Source organism: Streptomyces sp. NPDC016851 (assembly GCF_055562795.1).
The window spans coordinates 278894-295487 of record NZ_JBVHEP010000003.1; the positions used below are offsets into that span (position 1 = coordinate 278894).

The following is a 16594-nucleotide window of genomic DNA, read 5'->3' on the forward strand; positions in this document are numbered from 1 at the left end:
ACCGATATTTATTTCCGCTGTTGTGCTCAGCCGTTCGTTCGGGGGAACACGGCATTTCCCGAGCCACTTCGGATCGCCTTGGTGATTAGGCTGGGATGCGCTCGTTCACTCTTTCCTGCCCTTCCTTTCCTTTCTCTCCGGAGGTTTCTCATGTCGCTGCGGGTTCGCCGCATCGCCGTCGTGTCGCTCGCCGCGCTGGCTCTCACCGCGGGCGGGACCGTGGTGGCCGCCGCCTCGGCACAGCCGGCCGCCGCCACCGTCGTCAACCCCGGCCCCGACGGGTTCGGCGGCGGCCACGGCGGCCACGGTGGCCACCACGACAGGCCGCTGCACTTCGGGCCGTTCGAGTTCCCCCGCTACGGCTCCGTCTCGGGCGGCTTCTCCTGGGGTGTGCGGGACTGACGGCAGGTGATCGCGCTGAGGGCCGTCCCCGGGTCGGGGGCGGCCCTCAGTGATGTGCCGGTGCCGGTCCTCAGCCCTGTGCCGGTCCTCAGCCCTGTGCCGGTCCTCTGTCATCTGCGGGGCCGGCCGGCTGTTCAGCGCTTGAGCGTGGTCGCGCTGACGACGAGGACCAGGACCACGCACGCCAGGATGAGCAGCGCGTCGCGGACGAACAGTCCGGTGACGCCGGTGTGCGTGGCGGCCTCGCCGGCGGCCTGGACGGCGTACGTCATCGGCATGGCCTTGGCGACGGCCGACAGGGCGCCGTGCATCTCGTCGCGCGGCACGAACAGGCCGCACACCAGGAACTGGGGCAGTACCCCGGCGGGCAGGAACTGCACCGCCTGGAACTCGTTGCGCGCGAAGGCGCTCACCAGCAGTCCCAGCGCCAGCCCCAGCAGCGCGCCGAGCATGGCGATGACCATCAGCAGATACGCGGGGCCCTTGATGTCCAGGCCGAGCGGGCCGATGGACAGCAGGGTGGAGAGCACCGCCTGCAACAGCGCCAGGAAGGCGAAGGCGAGGCTGTAACCGAGCACGATGTCCAGCCGCTGCACGGGCATCGTCAGCAGCCTCTCGGCGGTGCCGGTGGTGCGTTCCCGCAGCGTCGACACGGACGCCACCAGGTACATCACGATGACCGGGAAGATGCCGAAGACCTGGGGCCCGACCCGCTCGAAGGTGGCTTCGGAGTCATGGAACATCAGCTTCAGCAGCACCATGAGCATGCACGGGATGGCCAGCAGCAGGGCGGTGCTGCCCTTGTCGCGGGAGATCTGCTGGAGCACCCGGACCGCGGTCGCTCCCGTGATGGTGGGCGAGAACGGCAGCCGCTCGGCCACGCGGACGCCGCTCACCGCACCGTGTCCGCGGCGAAGTAGGCCCGTTCCGCCTCGGGGGCACCGGCCTGGTCGAGGAGGCCCGGCAGGGCCGGCAGCAGGCTCTGCTCCGCGGCCCGCCGCCGCGCGCGTTCCTCGGCGTCGGACGCGGCCTGCACCAGATGCATGAACGCCTCTTCCACGTCGTCGCAGCCGGTGTGCTCCAGCAGCGTCTCCCGGTCGGCTCCGGCCAGCAGCCGCCCGGCCCGCATCAGCAGCAGCCGGTCACAGCGGTCGGCCTCGTCCATCACATGGCTGGACACGAGCAGCGTGGTGCCCTCGTCGGCCAGCCGCTGGAACACCAGCCACAACTCCCGGCGCACCATGGGATCCAGGCCGACGGTCGGCTCGTCCATCACGAGCAGGTCGGGCTTGTTCAGCAGCGCGACGGCCAGCGACACCCGCGAGTACTGGCCGCCCGACAGCCGGGCGACCAGTTTGTCGGCGTAGGAGGCCAGGTCGACCTCTTTCACCACCCGGACCACCGCGTCCTCCCGATGCCAACCCCGCATGCCGAGGGCGGCGGCGAAGTAGCGCAGGTTCTCCAGCACCGTCAGGTCCGCGTAGACCGACGGCGCCTGGGTGACGTAGCCGACGCGGGTCCTCAACTGCGGGGCACCGGCCGCGTATCCGAGGACCTGGACGTGGCCCGCCGTGGTCTGCTGCACGCCGACCACGGACCGCAGCAGCGTCGTCTTCCCGCAGCCGCTCGGCCCGAGCAGGCCCACGATGCAGCCGCGGGGGACGGTGAAGCTGACGTCCTGAAGGACCGTGTGGCGGCCGCGGACCACCCGCAGCCCGTAGGCGGCCACGGCGGGAAGGTCACCCGGCAGCGCTGGGCTCGTCTCGGTCTGCTGCACGACTCCACTGTGTTTCGTCACGATCGGTTCCGCTCCGAGCGGCCGGGGGTGCGGCCTGGGCTACGGGTGAGGGCTCTGGGACGCCGCAGAGACAACGGCCCACCCCGACCGAAGTCACGCCGCGGCGCGTCCCCCTCCCCCATCTGCGCGGGTCCCCTCCGTACCGGAGGTCAGGACTCGCGGTGGGTCATCGCCCAGGCGATGTCATGGAGCTGCCGGTAGGCGTCGGGGGTGGGCTGCGCCCACGACAGGGCCCGCAGCGCGGCCGACACCTGACGGCGGGCCTCCTGCTCGGCGACCCGGCGGCCACCGGCCTCCTCGACGAGTTCGCGCGCCAGGTCGACCTCCTGCTCGTCCAGGGGGTGCGTGGCGGCGTACAGCGCGCGGAGCCGCTCGGCCGCGGCGCCCTCACCACTGAGAGCCGCCACGACGGGCAGCGACTTCTTCCGCGCCGCGAGGTCGGCCCCCACCGGCTTGCCGCTGCGTGCGGTACGGCCCCAGATGCCGAGGACGTCGTCAGCGCACTGGAAGGCCACGCCCAGTCGCCTGCCGAACTCCCGCAGTCCGCTGACCCGTTCGCTGTCCGCCCCGGCCAGTACTCCGCCCAGGGCGCACGAACACCCCATCAGCGACCCCGTCTTGCCCTCCGCCATGGCGAGGTACTGGGCCACCGACACCTGAGGCGCCTTCTCGAACGCCACGTCGCTGCTCTGTCCCTCGACGAGCTCCAGCAGGGCCGCGACCAGTTCCTTCACCGCTTCGGCGGCCCGCTTCCGGGGGACGTCGGCGAGGGCCCGCAGCGCCGACACCAGCAGGGCGTCGCCCGTCAGCACCGCCGCCGGCGTGCCGAACACCGACCAGGCTGCCGGGCGGTGCCGGCGCAGGGCGTCACCGTCGATGACGTCGTCGTGCAGCAGGGTGAAGTCGTGCACCAACTCCACCGCGACCGCGCCCGGTACGGCGTTTTCCGCACTGCCCCCGACCGCCGCCGCGGACAGCAGCACCAGGGCCGGGCGGACCGACTTGCCCGTCCGGGACACCGTCTCCGTCGGCGTGCCGTCGGCCTCGCACCAGCCGCGGTGGTACCCGGCCACCCGGCTCTCGGCCGCCGGCAGTGCGGCGACGGCCGACCGGAGGGCGGGACTCAGCAGGTCGTCGACCCAGCCCAGACGAGGAAACGTGCCGACCGGGGCAGGGTCGGTGGTCTGCGACATGTACTGCTCCTCATGACTGCGAACGGGGACCGCGTCCGGCATGACTGCCTGGTCACGTACCCGCCTCAGTCAAGCGGTGGCCCCATACCCTGGAGAAGCCGCAGCGCACCGCGCACGGAAAGATCACTTGGCCGGACCAGCCCTACTACGGTGCACCTAGCTGACAATCGGGCCATGGCACCGACGAGTTGGGGAGCGGCGCGCGACAGCGGAGGTCAGACGGCTGCAGGGCGCGGCGGGAACCGGCTCTTCTTCTCCCCGCCGTCAACCTCCGGCTGACGCCCGGCATGAGCGGCATCGTTTCTGCATACGGCCGCCGGGTGATCCCCGCGTCGTCCGTCGCGTCCTACCGGCCCGGTCGACAGTCGTTCGCTCATCCTGCTGGGCGTGATCGTTTCCCTGGCACGAGCCTGTGCTGCCGCCCTGCTCGGCACCGCCTGCACCTTCGCCCTGTCCTGCCCCGCCCACGCCGCGAAAGCGAAATCCCTGCCGCTGGACCAAGCCGTCGCCGCCCTGCCCCAGGCCGCCGAGTCCCGGGACGGCTACGAGCGCACCAGCTTCACGTACTGGAACGCCGGCGCCCATCCCGACGACGGCTGCGACACCCGCGCCGAAGTGCTGATCGCCGAGGCGGTCGAACCACCGGCCACCGGCCCGGACTGCAAGCTGAAGGGCGGCACCTGGTCGTCCTACTACGACGACCGCAGGATCACCTCCGCCGCGGCCATGGACGTCGACCACATGGTGCCGCTGCCCGAGGCCTGGGACTCCGGCGCCTCCCAGTGGACGGCCGCCCGCCGCGAGGCCTACGCCAACGACCTGGCCGACCCGCGCTCCCTGGTGGCCGTGTCCGCCGCGGCGCACCGCAGCAAGGCCGACCAGGATCCCGCCCAGTGGCTGCCGCCCAACACCAAGGCCACGTGCCGCTACATCGTCGAATGGACGGCCGTGAAACTGCGCTGGAGCCTCACCGCGGACACGGAGGAACGCGAGTCCCTGACCCGCCTCGCCGAGGCCTGCCCGGACACGGACGTCACTTACACGCCGGCGCCTTAGCCGTAGCTGTTGCGTCTGCCACTGCCGTTGCCGTTGCCGTTGCCGTTGCCGTTGCCGGGATGGTGCGACCGGTGTGCCCTGGCGCTGATGTCGGGGCACACGGGTCGGACGTCGTCCTGACCCGTGAGGCCCGCCTGCCAAGATGACGTGGTTCATCACACGAAATGGGGGGCGAGCATGCTCGTGCTCGTACTGTCGGTCGTCGTCCTGCTCGTCATCGGCGGCTGCGTCTGCGTCTTCTGGGCGGCCCGGGGCGACGCTCCGCGCTGGGCACGTGGTGTGGCCAAGGTGACGCTGCTCGGCAGCGAACTGGCCGGCAGCGCAAGCCGCAACTCCCGCTCACAGCGGAGCGGCGCGGACGACTAGTCGAGGAATCCCAGCACGCTGTCCGGCCGGCACTGGGGACAGGGCTTCACTCCGTCGGCGAGAGCCCGCCGCGCCTCATCCCGCTCCATCCCCTTCGAGCGCTTCCCCGCGTTCCAGCAATCACCGACGTGCACGTACACCGCGTCCCGCCCGGACAGGCCCTGCTCGAGCAACCACGCGGGGGCGGGCGGCCGGGCTTCCATCCCCCGCCGCTGTTCGGCCTCGCGGCGCTCCTCCACCGCGATCCACCGGTCGATCTGGGCGATGGCCGCCTTCGCCTGCTGAACGACCACGCGACGTGCGAAGCGCAGCAGATCAAGCCGGGAAGGCGGTTCATCGTTCACGTGTTCGATTCTATGGACGAGGCATGCACCGTCACCACCGCCCCGTCCGATGACCGAGCATCCGACCGCATGACAAAGGGCCCGTGACCTGCTGTGTTCGCAGGTCACGGGCCCTTTGTTTTCCCGTGTGGCGGCGCCAGGATTCGAACCTGGGAAGGCTGAGCCGGCAGATTTACAGTCTGCTCCCTTTGGCCGCTCGGGCACACCGCCGGGGTCGCTGCCCGTCGAACCGCCTTTTTCGGCGGTGCTCCGTGGCAACGACGTAAACAATACCTGATGCCGAGGGGTGCTTCGCCACCCGATTGATCGGCGCCCGCAGGGCGGGGGGTGGCTAGGCTTGTCCGGATGCGGCCCGGGATCTGAACAGGCCCGGCGGCCGCCCACGTACGCCGGTACGCACGATTCGCACCCCGATACAAGGAGCCACAGGACATGGCCGACTCCAGTTTCGACATCGTCTCGAAGGTCGAGCGGCAGGAGGTCGACAACGCACTCAACCAGGCCGCCAAGGAGATCTCGCAGCGCTACGACTTCAAGGGCGTGGGTGCCTCGATCTCGTGGTCCGGCGAGAACATCCTCATGGAGGCGAACTCGGAGGACCGGGTCAAGGCGATCCTCGACGTCTTCCAGTCCAAGCTGATCAAGCGTGGCATCTCGCTGAAGGCTCTGGACGCGGGCGAGCCCCAGCTCTCCGGCAAGGAGTACAAGATCTTCGCGTCGATCAAGGAGGGCATCTCCCAGGAGAACGCGAAGAAGGTGGCGAAGACCATCCGCGACGAGGGCCCCAAGGGCGTGAAGGCGCAGGTGCAGGGTGAGGAGCTGCGGGTCAGTTCCAAGAGCCGTGACGACCTTCAGGCCGTCATCACCCTGCTGAAGGGCAAGGACTTCGACTTCGCCATGCAGTTCGTGAACTACCGGTAGGCCCGGCCGGGTCCGCGGGGCTCCCGGCCTGCGCCGGCGGGCTCCCGGTCTGCACGGGGACGAGGAAGGGTGGGCACCTGCTGGGTACCCACCCTTCTCGCCTGCTGGCTGCGGTCGATGGGCGCCCCGAGGGGGCGGTGTGGCGTATGCGGCCGTGGGCGGTGGGCGCGGGCCCGCCGCAGGCCGTGGGCGCGATCAGTTTCGGGAGTTGCCGAACAGGAGGCGGTAGGCGATCAGGAGGACGAGCGATCCGCCGATCGCCGCAGCCCAGGTCGCACCGTCGTAGAAGTCCTTGCTGATCGGGTGGTCCATCCAGCGGGCCGATATCCAGCCACCGATGAACGCGCCCGCGACGCCGATCAGGGTCGTGCCGATGAGGCCGCCCGGGTCGCGCCCCGGCAGCAGGAACTTCGCGATGGCTCCGGCCAACAGTCCCAGGATGATCCAGCTGATGATGGTCATGCCGTGAACCTGCCCTTTCACGCTGTGCCCGCACGGTCCCGGCCATGTGATCTTGCTCCCGGCAGGCCGTGCTCGTGCGTCGTACGCCGGGCGTTCCGCGTACGACGTCCTTGCCGCGCGCGTTCACGCCGTCTTGGTGGGGAGGACGCCCTGGCGGCGCCCGCCGGTTGCACTGATCAGTAGGGTGCGACGCATGACAGCCTCCACTTCCGGTCTGCGCCGCACGCTCGGCGTCGGGGACGCCGTCGTCGTCGGACTCGGCTCGATGGTGGGAGCCGGGATCTTCGCCGCCCTCGCACCCGCGGCGCACGCGGCCGGGTCGGGACTGCTCCTCGGGCTCGCCGTCGCCGCCGTCGTCGCGTACTGCAACGCCATGTCGTCGGCGCGCCTCGCCGCCCTGTACCCGGCCTCGGGCGGGACGTACGTGTACGGGCGTGAGCGGCTCGGGGAGTTCTGGGGGTATCTCGCGGGCTGGTCGTTCGTGGTCGGGAAGACGGCCTCCTGTGCGGCGATGGCGCTCACCGTGGGCACGTACGTCTGGCCGGGGCAGGCGCACGCGGTGGCGGTCGCGGCCGTGGTGGCGCTGACCGCGGTGAACTACGGCGGTGTCCAGAAGTCCGCGTGGCTGACGCGGGTGATCGTGGCGGTGGTCCTGGCTGTTCTCGCTGCCGTGGTGGTCGGGTGTCTGGTGTCGGGCGAGGCCGATGCCGGGCGGCTGGACATCGGGGCCTCGGGCGGTGTGGACGGTGTGCTTCAGGCGGCCGGTCTGCTGTTCTTCGCGTTCGCCGGGTACGCCCGGATCGCGACCCTCGGTGAGGAGGTACGGGACCCGGCACGCACCATTCCGCGGGCGATCCCGCTGGCGCTGGGCATCGCGCTCGTGGTGTACGCGGGTGTGGCGGTGGCTGTCCTTTCGGTGCTGGGGTCGGACGGTCTCGGGGACGCGACGGCGCCGCTGGCCGACGCGGTGCGGGCGGCCGGGATGCCCTGGCTCGGGCCGGTGGTGCGGGTCGGTGCGGCCGTTGCCGCGCTGGGGTCGCTGCTCGCCCTGATCCTGGGCGTCTCACGGACGACGCTGGCCATGGCCCGGGACCGGCATCTGCCGGGCGCGCTGGCGGCCGTGCATCCGCGCTTCCAGGTGCCGCACCGGGCGGAGCTGGCCGTGGGTGCGGTGGTCGCGGTCCTGGCCGCCACGGTGGACGTCCGGGGCGCGATCGGGTTCTCCTCCTTCGGGGTGCTGGCGTACTACGCCGTGGCCAACGCCTCTGCCTGGACGCTGGATTCGGCGCCGACGGCACGGCTGGTGCCGGTGGTCGGGCTGCTCGGGTGCGCGGTGCTGGCGTTCTCGCTGCCGGGGATTTCGGTGGTCGTGGGCGCGGGTGTGCTGGTGGTGGGGGCGGTGGCGTACGGGGTGCGGCGGGTGGTGCGGGCGAGGGCCGGGAGGGGGTAGGGCGGCTTCCCTCTTGGATCCGTCAGGGGCATCTCACCGGGTCGTCCGCCGGCTCGGGATGTGAAGTCCTACCGGCTCGGCTGGTGTTGTGGGCCTGGGCCGTCGCTCGTGTCGGCATGTGCTCGATCGCGGTCATGGGTTCATGATGCAGGCCGCCGCTGACAGCCGGGCCGGCCTGTGGATAACCCCGGGCCTGTGGACACCGGGCCGCGTTGCCCCGCCGTCAGCGCGTCGCGAACGGCTCGTTCGTCCGCACGATGTCGCGGCCCAGCGGGAGCAGCGAGACCGGGATGAGCTTGAAGTTGGCGACGGCGAGCGGGATGCCGATGATCGTGACGCACAGCGCGATGCCGGTGACGATGTGGCCGAGGGCCAGCCACCAGCCCGCCAGGACCAGCCAGAGCACGTTGCCGACGCAGGACGGCGCGCCCGCGTCGCGGCGCTCGACCGTCGTGTACCCGAAGGGCCACAGGGCGTAGACGCCGATGCGGAAGGCCGCGACGCCGAACGGGAAGCCGATGACGGTGATACAGAGGAGCAGGCCCGCGGCCATGTAACCGAGGAACAGCCAGAAGCCGCTCAAGACGAGCCATATGACGTTGAGGACGGTCCTCACGGGTTCCCACCTGCCATCTTCTCGAGCCGGGCGATGCGGTCCGCCATCGGCGGGTGCGTGGAGAACATCTTCGACAGGCCCTGGCCGGGCCGGAACGGGTTCGCGATCATCATGTGGCTGGCGGTCTCGATGCGCGGCTCGGGCGGCAGCGGGAGCTGCTTCGTGCCCAGTTCGAGCTTGCGCAGGGCGCTGGCCAGGGCGAGCGGGTCGCCGGTGAGCTGGGCGCCCGAGGCGTCCGCCTGGTACTCCCGGGAGCGGCTGACGGCCAGTTGGATGAGAGAGGCGGCCAACGGACCCAGGATCATGATCAGCAGCATGCCGAGCAGGCCTGGACCGTCGTCGTCGTCCGAGCGCCCGATCGGGATCAGCCAGGCGAAGTTGACCAGGAACATGATCACGGAGGCCAGGGCGCCGGCGACCGACGAGATGAGGATGTCGCGGTTGTAGACATGGCTGAGCTCGTGGCCGATGACGCCGCGCAGCTCACGCTCGTCCAGCAGGCGCAGGATGCCGTCGGTGCAGCACACTGCGGCGTTGCGCGGGTTGCGGCCCGTGGCGAACGCGTTGGGCGCTTCCGTCGGGGAGATGTACAGGCGCGGCATGGGCTGGCGGGCCTGCGTGGAGAGCTCACGGACCATGCGGTAGAGCCCCGGGGCCTCGAACTCGCTCACCGGGCGGGCACGCATCGCGCGGAGGGCCAGCTTGTCGCTGTTCCAGTACGCGTACGCGTTGGTGGCCAGCGCTACCAGGACGGCGATGACGAGCCCCATGCGGCCGAAGAAGCTGCCGATGACGATGATGAGTGCGGACAGTCCCCCGAGGAGGACTGCTGTCCTGAGCCCGTTGTGCCGGCGGTGCACGGTGCGCCCTCCAAGTGGTGCGGCAGGGGGACCCTTGCTTGCTGATCTGCGGTGCCACTGGTGCCGTGATGTCACGTCCAGTGGACCCTCCCGTACAGGTCAACGCCAGGCGGGAGGCACTAGTTCCCTTGTGCGCGCGGCGGCGGGTGTGGACCGTCCGGGTGAACGGCTCGTGGACGCGGCACGCGCGCGTGGAGGGCCGGGTGCCCCACGCGCGCGTGGCGAATGCGCCTGTTGGTCAGAAGAGGGCCGTGTCGGTGAAGCGCAGGACCAACTGGGGTGCGCCGGACAGGGCGATGCCGAGGACTCCGGTCAGCGCGATCGCGGCCGTGAGCGGGGCGGGGACGCGGTGCTTGTCGGGTTCGCCCTCGGGGGCACGGAAGAGCAGGGCCGTCCACTGGAGGTAGTAGAACAACGCGATGACGACGTTGACGGCCATGATCACGGCCAGCCAGCCGAGGCCGGCGTCGACGGCCGCCGAGAAGACGGTGACCTTGGCGAAGAGGCCGATGATGCCCGGCGGCAGCCCGGCGAGGCAGAGCAGGAAGAACGCCAGGAGCAGCGCGGACAGCGGGCTCGACGCGTACAGGCCGCGGTAGTCGGAGACGCGGTTGAGCGACTTCGTCCGGCCGACGAGCGCGGCCACGGCGAAGGCGCCGAGGTTCACGGCGCCGTACATCAGGGCGTAGGCGACGGTGGAGCCGATCGACTTCTCGGCGTCCCCGGAGTACGCGGCGGCCGCGATCGGCACCAGGAGGTAGCCGGCCTGGCCGACGGACGACCAGGCGAGCAGGCGTACCGCGCTGTACGCGCGCGTGGCCTGCTGGCGCAGGGCGCCGACGTTGCCCACGGTCATGGTGAGCGCGGCCAGGACGGCCAGGGCCGGGCCCCAGACGTCGGCGTACGAGGGAAGGGCGACGACCGTGACGAGGATCAGGCCGCTGAAGCCGACCGCCTTGCCGATGACCGACAGGTAGGCGGCGATGGGCAGGGGCGCCCCCACGTAGGTGTCGGGCACCCAGAAGTGGAAGGGCACGGCGGCCGTCTTGAAGGCGAAGCCGACGAGGGTGAGGACGACGCCGGTCTGGGCGAGCGTGTGGAGCTGCCCGTCGACGTTCTGGATGCGGTCGGCGACCTGGGTCAGGTAGAGGGTGCCCGTGGAGGCGTACACGAAGCTGATGCCCATGAGGCTGACCGCGGTAGCGGTGACCGAGGACAGGAAGAACTTCAGGGCCGCCTCGGAGGACTTGCGGTCGCCGTACCTGAGGCCGACCAGCGCGAAGGCGGGCAGGGAGGCGACCTCCAGGGCGACGATCAGGGTCGCGAAGTCGCGGGAGGCGGGCAGGAGGGCGGCGCCGGCCGCGGAGGACAGCAGCAGGAACCAGTACTCCCCTTCGGGCAGCTCCTTGCGGGCGTCCTTCAGGGCGGTGACCGACAGGAGGGCGGCGAGGAGGGCGCCGCCGAGGACCAGGAACTGGATGATCAGTGTGAAGCGGTCGGCCGTGTAGCTGCACACGGCGGTGTCACCGGTGAGGCAGAAGGTGCTGCGGTCGCCGTCCAGGAGGGGCAGCAGCATCAGCGTGGCGGCGGCCAGACCGGCCACGGACGTCCAGCCGAGGAGCGTCTTGCGGTGCTCGGCGACGAACAGGTCGGCGACCAGGACGACGAGGCCGACGACCGCCGCGATGATGGGCGGCGCGATGGCGAGCCAGTCGACGGACTGGACCAGCGACGCGGCCAGGGGCTGGGCCGGGGAGCTCATCGGGTGCCTCCTGCGAGGAGCTGCTGGACGGCCGGGTCGCTCAGGCCGAGGAGGGCCTTGGGCCACAGGCCCGCGACGACGGTCAGGACGACGAGCGGGGTCCAGGCCGCGAACTCGTAACCGCGGACGTCGGTGAGCTTGGGGGCGTCCTGTGGCAGGGCACCCATGCACACGCGCCGGACCACGACCAGCAGGTACGCGGCCGTCAGCAGCGTGCCGAACGCGCCGATCGCCATGAAGGTGAGGAAGGCGGGACGGCTGAGGCCCGCTGCCGGCTGGAACGCGCCGAACAGGGCCAGCATCTCGCCCCAGAACCCGGCCAGGCCCGGCAGGCCGAGCGAGGCGACCGCCGCGAAGGCGAGCAGGCCGCCGAGGCGCGGGGCCTTGCCGTAGAGCGCGGCTCCGGTCTCCTCGGCGAGGGTGTCGAGGTCGGTGGTGCCGGTGCGGTCCTTCAGGGCGCCGACCAGGAAGAAGAGCAGGCCGGTGATGAGGCCGTGGGCGATGTTGGCGAACAGGGCGCCGTTCACGCCGGTCGGCGTCATGGTCGAGATGCCGAGCAGGACGAAGCCCATGTGGCCGACGGAGGAGTAGGCGATGAGTCGCTTGAGGTCGCCCTTCGCGCCCTGCTTGGCGAGGGCCAGGCAGGCCAGGGATCCGTAGATGATGCCGACGACGGCGAGCGCCGCGAGATAGGGCGCGAAGGTGCGGAAGCCGTCCGGGGCGATGGGGAGGAGGATCCGGACGAATCCGTACGTACCCATCTTCAGCAGGACACCGGCCAGCAGGACCGAGCCGACGGTCGGCGCGGCGGTGTGGGCATCGGGCAGCCAGCTGTGCAGCGGCCACATCGGCGTCTTGACCGCGAGCCCGATCCCGATCGACAAAACGGCGATGACCTGCACGGATGTGGTCAGCGACCGGCCATTGTCAGTGGCGAGTGCCATCATGTCGAACGTGCCCGCCTTGATCCCGATCAGGAGCAGGCCGAGCAGCATGACCACGGAGCCGAGCAGCGTGTAGAGGATGAACCGCCACGCGGCCTGGCTCCGGCCCTCGCCGCCCCAGCGGGCGATGAGGAAGTACATCGGGATGAGGACCATCTCGAAGGCGAGGAAGAACAGCAGCAGGTCGAGGACGGCGAAGGTCGCGAGCGTGCCGGACTCGAGGACGAGCAGCAGCGCGACGAAGGCCTTCGGGGTCGGACCCGCGGGCATCTTGAAGTACGAGTAGAGCGCGCAGAGGAAGGTCAGCAGCGCGGTCAGGACCAGAAGGGGGAGGGAGATGCCGTCGATGCCGAGGTGGATGCGTACGTCGAGTGCGGGGATCCAGCTGATGTCCGTGCTGGCCTGCATCTTCGACGGCTGGTCGTGGTCGAAGCCGAGCGCGAGGACGATCGCCGCGATGAGAACCGCGCCGGTGACGGTGACGCCGTGCCGGAGCACGGCCTGCTCGGGTGACTTCCCCTTCAGCCCGGGCGGGGCCGGTAGGAGAGCCGCGGCGGCGCCGAGGAGCGGCCCGACGACGATGAACGCCAGAAGGAACTGCATCACGGACTCGTTGATATCGATCACGCCTGCTCACGCTCCCGTGGCGACGAGGACGACGGCGACCGCGAGGACGACGGTGCCGGCGAGCAGCGCGCTCACATAGGTCTGGACGTTGCCGGTCTGGGCGCGCCGTACGGCGGCGCCGAGCCAGCGGGGCAGCGCACCCGCTCCGCGTACGTAGGTCTCGACGACCTCGCGGTCGAGGAACCGGACGAGGCTCGCCCCGGCCTGGACCGGTCGGACGAAGAGGGCGCTGTACAGGGCGTCCAGGTGGAAGCCGGCGGCCGCGTGGCGGTGCAGCGGTCCGAGCAGGAGCCGTCCGGGGTCGGCGGGGTCGGGCGCGTAGGCGATGTCGCCGTAGGCCGGCTCGTGGGTGGCGATGGCCTCCGCCTCGACCTGGGCTGCGTCGCCCTCGGGGTGGGCCGCGACCGCGCCCAGCGGGACGCGTGCGGTCAGCGCGGTGGTGTGCCGCCAGGCGCCGTAGGTGACGATGCCGCCGACCAGGGCCACGCCCGTGCCGAGCACGGAGGTGGTGAGGGTGAGGCTGAGGTCGCGGCCGTCGAACCAGTCGGGCAGCAGGCGGAACGCGAATCCGCCGAGGGCCAGGGACGGGGCGGCGAGCACCCACAGCACGACGGTCATCGTCAGCGGCTGCCTACCGTGGTCGGGGGCTTCGGCGCCCCGGCCGCGGAAGGCCAGCAGCCACAGGCGCATCGCGTAGGCGGCGGTGAGCACGGCCGTGAGCAGGCCGGCGACGAGGACGATCCAGCCCGCGGCGGCGGGGGCGTGCTCGGTGTGCCCGGTGACGACGTGTTCGGCGACGCCGAGGACGGCCTCCTTGGAGAAGAAGCCGCTGAACGGCGGGATCGCGGCGAGCGCGAGCAGCGCCACGGTCATCGTCCAGTAGGCGTCGGGGACGCGGTCGCGCAGGTTCCGCATACGGGACATGGCGGCGAGCGAGTTGGTGCCGGCGGCGTGGATGATCACGCCGGCCGCGAGGAACAGCAGCGCCTTGAAGGCGCCGTGGGACAGGAGGTGGAAGACGGCGGCACCACGGTCGCCGACGGCGAGGGCGCCGGTCATGTAGCCGAGCTGGCCGATCGTCGAGTAGGCGAGGACGCGCTTGATGTCGTCCTGGGCGAGCGCGGCGAGCGCCGAGCCGGTCATCGTGACGGCGGCCATGACGGCGAGGACCACCATCGCGGCCTGGGAGGCCTCGAAGACCGGGAGGAGACGGGCGATGAAGTAGACACCGGCGGCGACCATCGTCGCGGCGTGGATCAGCGCGGAGACGGGGGTCGGGCCCGCCATCGCGTCGGGAAGCCAGGTGTGCAGCGGGAACTGCGCGGACTTGCCCGCCACGCCCGCCAGGAGCAGCAGGGCGATCAGCGTCGGGTGGTCGAGTCCGCCGCTCGCGACGGTGCTCAGGACCCGGGTGATGCGGAAGGAGCCGGCGTCGGCGGCCAGGGCGAACAGGCCGATGAGGAAGGGGACGTCGCCGAGCTTGGTGACCAGGAAGGCCTTGAGGGAGGCGGCGCGGGCCTCCGGGGTCTCCCAGTAGTGGCCGACCAGGAAGTAGGAGCAGATGCCCATGATTTCCCAGCCGACCAGCAGCACGATCAGGTCGCCGGAGTAGACGACCAGGAACATCGCGGAGGTGAACAGGGAGACAAGGGCGGCATACGAGGGGTAGCGCGGGTCGTCGCGCAGGTAGCCCGTCGAGTAGATCTGCACGCAGGAGGCGACCAGGCCGACCAGGACGGCGACGAGGGCGGCGAAACCGTCGATGTGCAGGGCGAGTTCGATCGGGACGGAGCCGGTGGGGGTGAGTTCCGTGGCCGCGTTGACGGCCGCGTCACCGCCCTGCCGCACGGCGACCAGCGTGGCGAGCACCAGGGAGGTGAGCGTCGGCAGGACGGCGAGCGGGCGGACGAAGCCGGGTGCTGTGCGGCCCAGGAGCAGGCCGGCGACGGCGCCGAGGAACGGAAGGAGGGGGACGAGGACGGCGAGGGTGGTCGTGGTCACGCGGTGGCCTCAGCCTTCTGGGCCTCGCCGGACTGCTCGGCCGTAAGGGCGTCGTGGTCGGTGCCGTCGGGGTCGTGCCGTTCGGCGGTGTCGCGGAGCTTGTCGATGTCCGCGGTGCCGCGGTTGCGGTGGACGGCGAGGACGATCGCCAGGCCGATGCCGATCTCGGCGGCGGCGATGGCGATGGTGAACAGGGTGAGGGCCTGGCCGGAGTGCAGGGTCTCCTCGGCGGTCCTGCTGAGCCAGACGTCGAAGGCGACCAGGTTGAGGTTGACGGCGTTGAGCATCAGCTCGACCGACATCAGGACCAGGATCGCGTTGCGGCGGGCGAGGACGCCGTACAGGCCGGTGCAGAAGAGGAGGGCGGAGAGGACGGCGGGATAGGCGAGGTGCATCAGCTGGTCCCTTCCTTCTCGCCGCGGTCCTGCCCGCTGCGGTCCTGCTCGCTGCGGTCCGCAGCCCGCGTGCCTGAGGGCTCGCGGCGGTGCTCCTCGCTCCGGGCGGCCGGGGTGTTCTCGGTCGCGGTCACGGACGTGGCCTTCGCCTTGCGGGACAGGACGATCGCGCCAACCAGGGCGGCGAGGAGGAGGACGGAGAGGGCCTCGAAGGGGAGGACCCAGTTCTGGAAGAGGCTCGCGCCGGTGGCCTCGGTGGAGCCGGCGGCGGGGCCGTCCAGGTCGATCCAGGTGGTGCGGAAGGCGTCGACGACGACCCAGACCAGGGCCGCGGCCGCGGCGACCGCCACGGTGAGGGCGGCCCAGCGGTTGCCGGAATCGGCGTCCGGGGAGCGGCCGATGGGGGCCCTGGTGAGCATCAGACCGAACAGGAGGAGGACGACGACGGAACCGACGTAGATGAGGACCTGCACCCAGGCGATGAACTCGGCGGTGAGCAGGAGGTACTCGACGGCCAGGCCGCCGAGGGTGACCACCAGCCACAGGGCGGCGTGCACCAGCTGCCGGGTGGTGACGGTGACGAGCGCGGCGCCGAAGGTGACCAGGCCGACGAGGAGGAAGGCGATCTCGACGCCGGTCGGGGAGAGGAAGCCATGGGTCTCGGCGGCCGTGGTGAACGCGGTCATTCCCGGCCCTCCTGCCCCGGCTTCGGCTGATCCGTCTGCGGCTTCGGCTGGTCCGTCTGCGGGCTCGGCTGGTCCGTCTGCGGGCTCGGCTGGTCCGTCTGCTGCTTGGAGTCGCCCTGGGGGCGGGTCGGGCGCTCGGCTGCCCGGGCCTGCTCGTCGGCGTGCGGTTCGGTGGCGGGCGGGGCCTGCTGGGCGGCCAGTTTGTCGGCGGTCTTGCGGGCGGTGACGAGTTCCTTCGGATCCTCCGCGCCGGGGTCCAGGGCCGGCGGGGCCGGGACGGTCCACATCCACTCGCGGAGCTTGTCGCGCTCGTGGGTGAGGTCGCGGATGTCGGTCTCGGCGTACTCGAACTCCGGGGACCAGAACAGGGCGTCGAAAGGACAGACCTCGATGCAGATACCGCAGTACATGCACAGGGAGAAGTCGATGGCGAAGCGGTCGAGGACGTTGCGGCTGCGTTCGCGGCCGCCGGGGGTCGCCGCCGGGACCGTCTCCTTGTGGGAGTCGATGTAGATGCACCAGTCGGGGCACTCGCGGGCGCACAGCATGCAGACCGTGCAGTTCTCCTCGAACAGGCCGATCACACCGCGGGTGCGGGGCGGGAGGTCGGGCTGGGCGTCCGGGTACTGCGCGGTGACGGACTTCTTCGTCATCGTGCGGAGGGTGACGGCCAGGCCCTTGGCGAGGCCGGAGCCGGGGATGGGGGCCATG

18 protein-coding genes and 1 tRNA gene are annotated in these 16594 nt (G+C 71.1%); 5 read left to right on the forward strand and 14 right to left on the reverse strand.

The window, feature by feature from the left end:
• The first annotated feature begins 150 nt into the window (after positions 1-150).
• Complete coding sequence (locus ACZ3I3_RS06645) at positions 151-402, forward strand: hypothetical protein (RefSeq protein ID WP_467363062.1); 252 nt, start codon at positions 151-153, stop codon at positions 400-402.
• 134 nt (positions 403-536) lie between these two features.
• Here ACZ3I3_RS06645 and ACZ3I3_RS06650 read toward each other — a convergent pair whose 3' ends face one another.
• From ACZ3I3_RS06650 to ACZ3I3_RS06660, 3 genes are all read right to left on the reverse strand, one after another.
• Positions 537-1298 carry an ABC transporter permease gene (locus ACZ3I3_RS06650; RefSeq protein WP_467363064.1) on the reverse strand — a complete coding sequence of 254 codons (762 nt, stop codon included), beginning with the start codon at positions 1296-1298 and terminating at the stop codon, positions 537-539.
• Positions 1295-2179: an ABC transporter ATP-binding protein gene (locus ACZ3I3_RS06655; protein ID WP_467363065.1), complete on the reverse strand. Its 885-nt coding sequence runs from the start codon at positions 2177-2179 to the stop codon at positions 1295-1297. The genes ACZ3I3_RS06650 and ACZ3I3_RS06655 overlap by 4 nt, the downstream gene beginning before the upstream one ends.
• Positions 2180-2349: 170 nt before the next feature.
• Positions 2350-3393 (reverse strand): polyprenyl synthetase family protein, encoded by a 1044-nt coding sequence (locus ACZ3I3_RS06660; RefSeq protein WP_467363066.1) that lies wholly within the window; start codon positions 3391-3393, stop codon positions 2350-2352.
• Positions 3394-3780: 387 nt separating this feature from the next.
• On the opposite strand from ACZ3I3_RS06660, the gene ACZ3I3_RS06665 reads away from it, so the two are divergent.
• A complete protein-coding gene (locus ACZ3I3_RS06665) occupies positions 3781-4449 on the forward strand; it encodes an HNH endonuclease family protein (protein WP_467363067.1) in 669 nt (222 codons plus the stop codon).
• Between the two features lie 177 nt (positions 4450-4626).
• Complete coding sequence (locus tag ACZ3I3_RS06670; RefSeq protein ID WP_467363068.1) at positions 4627-4815, forward strand: hypothetical protein; 189 nt, start codon at positions 4627-4629, stop codon at positions 4813-4815.
• Here the strand turns inward: ACZ3I3_RS06670 and ACZ3I3_RS06675 are convergent.
• Positions 4812-5159, reverse strand: a complete 348-nt coding sequence (locus ACZ3I3_RS06675; protein WP_467363069.1) for a DUF6233 domain-containing protein — start codon at positions 5157-5159, stop codon at positions 4812-4814. The genes ACZ3I3_RS06670 and ACZ3I3_RS06675 overlap by 4 nt on opposite strands.
• Before the next feature lie 128 nt (positions 5160-5287).
• A tRNA-Tyr gene (locus ACZ3I3_RS06680) sits at positions 5288-5369 on the reverse strand.
• A gap of 222 nt (positions 5370-5591) precedes the next feature.
• Here ACZ3I3_RS06680 and ACZ3I3_RS06685 point away from each other — a divergent pair.
• Positions 5592-6080, forward strand: a complete 489-nt coding sequence (locus ACZ3I3_RS06685; RefSeq protein WP_020275031.1) for a YajQ family cyclic di-GMP-binding protein — start codon at positions 5592-5594, stop codon at positions 6078-6080.
• Between the two features lie 195 nt (positions 6081-6275).
• Here ACZ3I3_RS06685 and ACZ3I3_RS06690 read toward each other — a convergent pair whose 3' ends face one another.
• On the reverse strand, positions 6276-6542 hold the full coding sequence (locus ACZ3I3_RS06690) for a GlsB/YeaQ/YmgE family stress response membrane protein (protein WP_356929587.1): 267 nt from the start codon (positions 6540-6542) through the stop codon (positions 6276-6278).
• Positions 6543-6735: 193 nt separating this feature from the next.
• On the opposite strand from ACZ3I3_RS06690, the gene ACZ3I3_RS06695 reads away from it, so the two are divergent.
• On the forward strand, positions 6736-7992 hold the full coding sequence (locus ACZ3I3_RS06695; protein ID WP_467363071.1) for an APC family permease: 1257 nt from the start codon (positions 6736-6738) through the stop codon (positions 7990-7992).
• A gap of 223 nt (positions 7993-8215) precedes the next feature.
• Here the strand turns inward: ACZ3I3_RS06695 and ACZ3I3_RS06700 are convergent, their stop codons facing one another.
• From ACZ3I3_RS06700 to ACZ3I3_RS06735, 8 genes are all read right to left on the reverse strand, one after another.
• A complete protein-coding gene (locus ACZ3I3_RS06700; protein ID WP_467363073.1) occupies positions 8216-8608 on the reverse strand; it encodes a YccF domain-containing protein in 393 nt (130 codons plus the stop codon).
• Positions 8605-9468, reverse strand: coding sequence for a zinc metalloprotease HtpX (gene htpX / locus ACZ3I3_RS06705; RefSeq protein ID WP_356929590.1), 864 nt, complete (start codon positions 9466-9468; stop codon positions 8605-8607). Before htpX ends, ACZ3I3_RS06700 begins: the two co-directional genes overlap by 4 nt.
• 238 nt (positions 9469-9706) lie before the next feature.
• Positions 9707-11230: an NADH-quinone oxidoreductase subunit N gene (locus ACZ3I3_RS06710; RefSeq protein WP_467363075.1), complete on the reverse strand. Its 1524-nt coding sequence runs from the start codon at positions 11228-11230 to the stop codon at positions 9707-9709.
• Positions 11227-12801: a complex I subunit 4 family protein gene (locus tag ACZ3I3_RS06715; protein WP_467363076.1), complete on the reverse strand. Its 1575-nt coding sequence runs from the start codon at positions 12799-12801 to the stop codon at positions 11227-11229. Before ACZ3I3_RS06715 ends, ACZ3I3_RS06710 begins: the two co-directional genes overlap by 4 nt.
• A gap of 6 nt (positions 12802-12807) precedes the next feature.
• Positions 12808-14802: an NADH-quinone oxidoreductase subunit 5 family protein gene (locus ACZ3I3_RS06720; RefSeq protein WP_467363077.1), complete on the reverse strand. Its 1995-nt coding sequence runs from the start codon at positions 14800-14802 to the stop codon at positions 12808-12810.
• Positions 14799-15197 carry an NADH-quinone oxidoreductase subunit NuoK gene (gene nuoK / locus ACZ3I3_RS06725; protein WP_020275039.1) on the reverse strand — a complete coding sequence of 133 codons (399 nt, stop codon included), beginning with the start codon at positions 15195-15197 and terminating at the stop codon, positions 14799-14801. Before nuoK ends, ACZ3I3_RS06720 begins: the two co-directional genes overlap by 4 nt.
• Positions 15197-15883 (reverse strand): NADH-quinone oxidoreductase subunit J family protein, encoded by a 687-nt coding sequence (locus tag ACZ3I3_RS06730; RefSeq protein WP_467363079.1) that lies wholly within the window; start codon positions 15881-15883, stop codon positions 15197-15199. Before ACZ3I3_RS06730 ends, nuoK begins: the two co-directional genes overlap by 1 nt.
• Entirely contained in the window at positions 15880-16593 is a 714-nt protein-coding gene (locus ACZ3I3_RS06735) for a NuoI/complex I 23 kDa subunit family protein (protein ID WP_467363081.1), read from the reverse strand. The genes ACZ3I3_RS06730 and ACZ3I3_RS06735 overlap by 4 nt, the downstream gene beginning before the upstream one ends.
• Position 16594 lies beyond the last annotated feature (1 nt).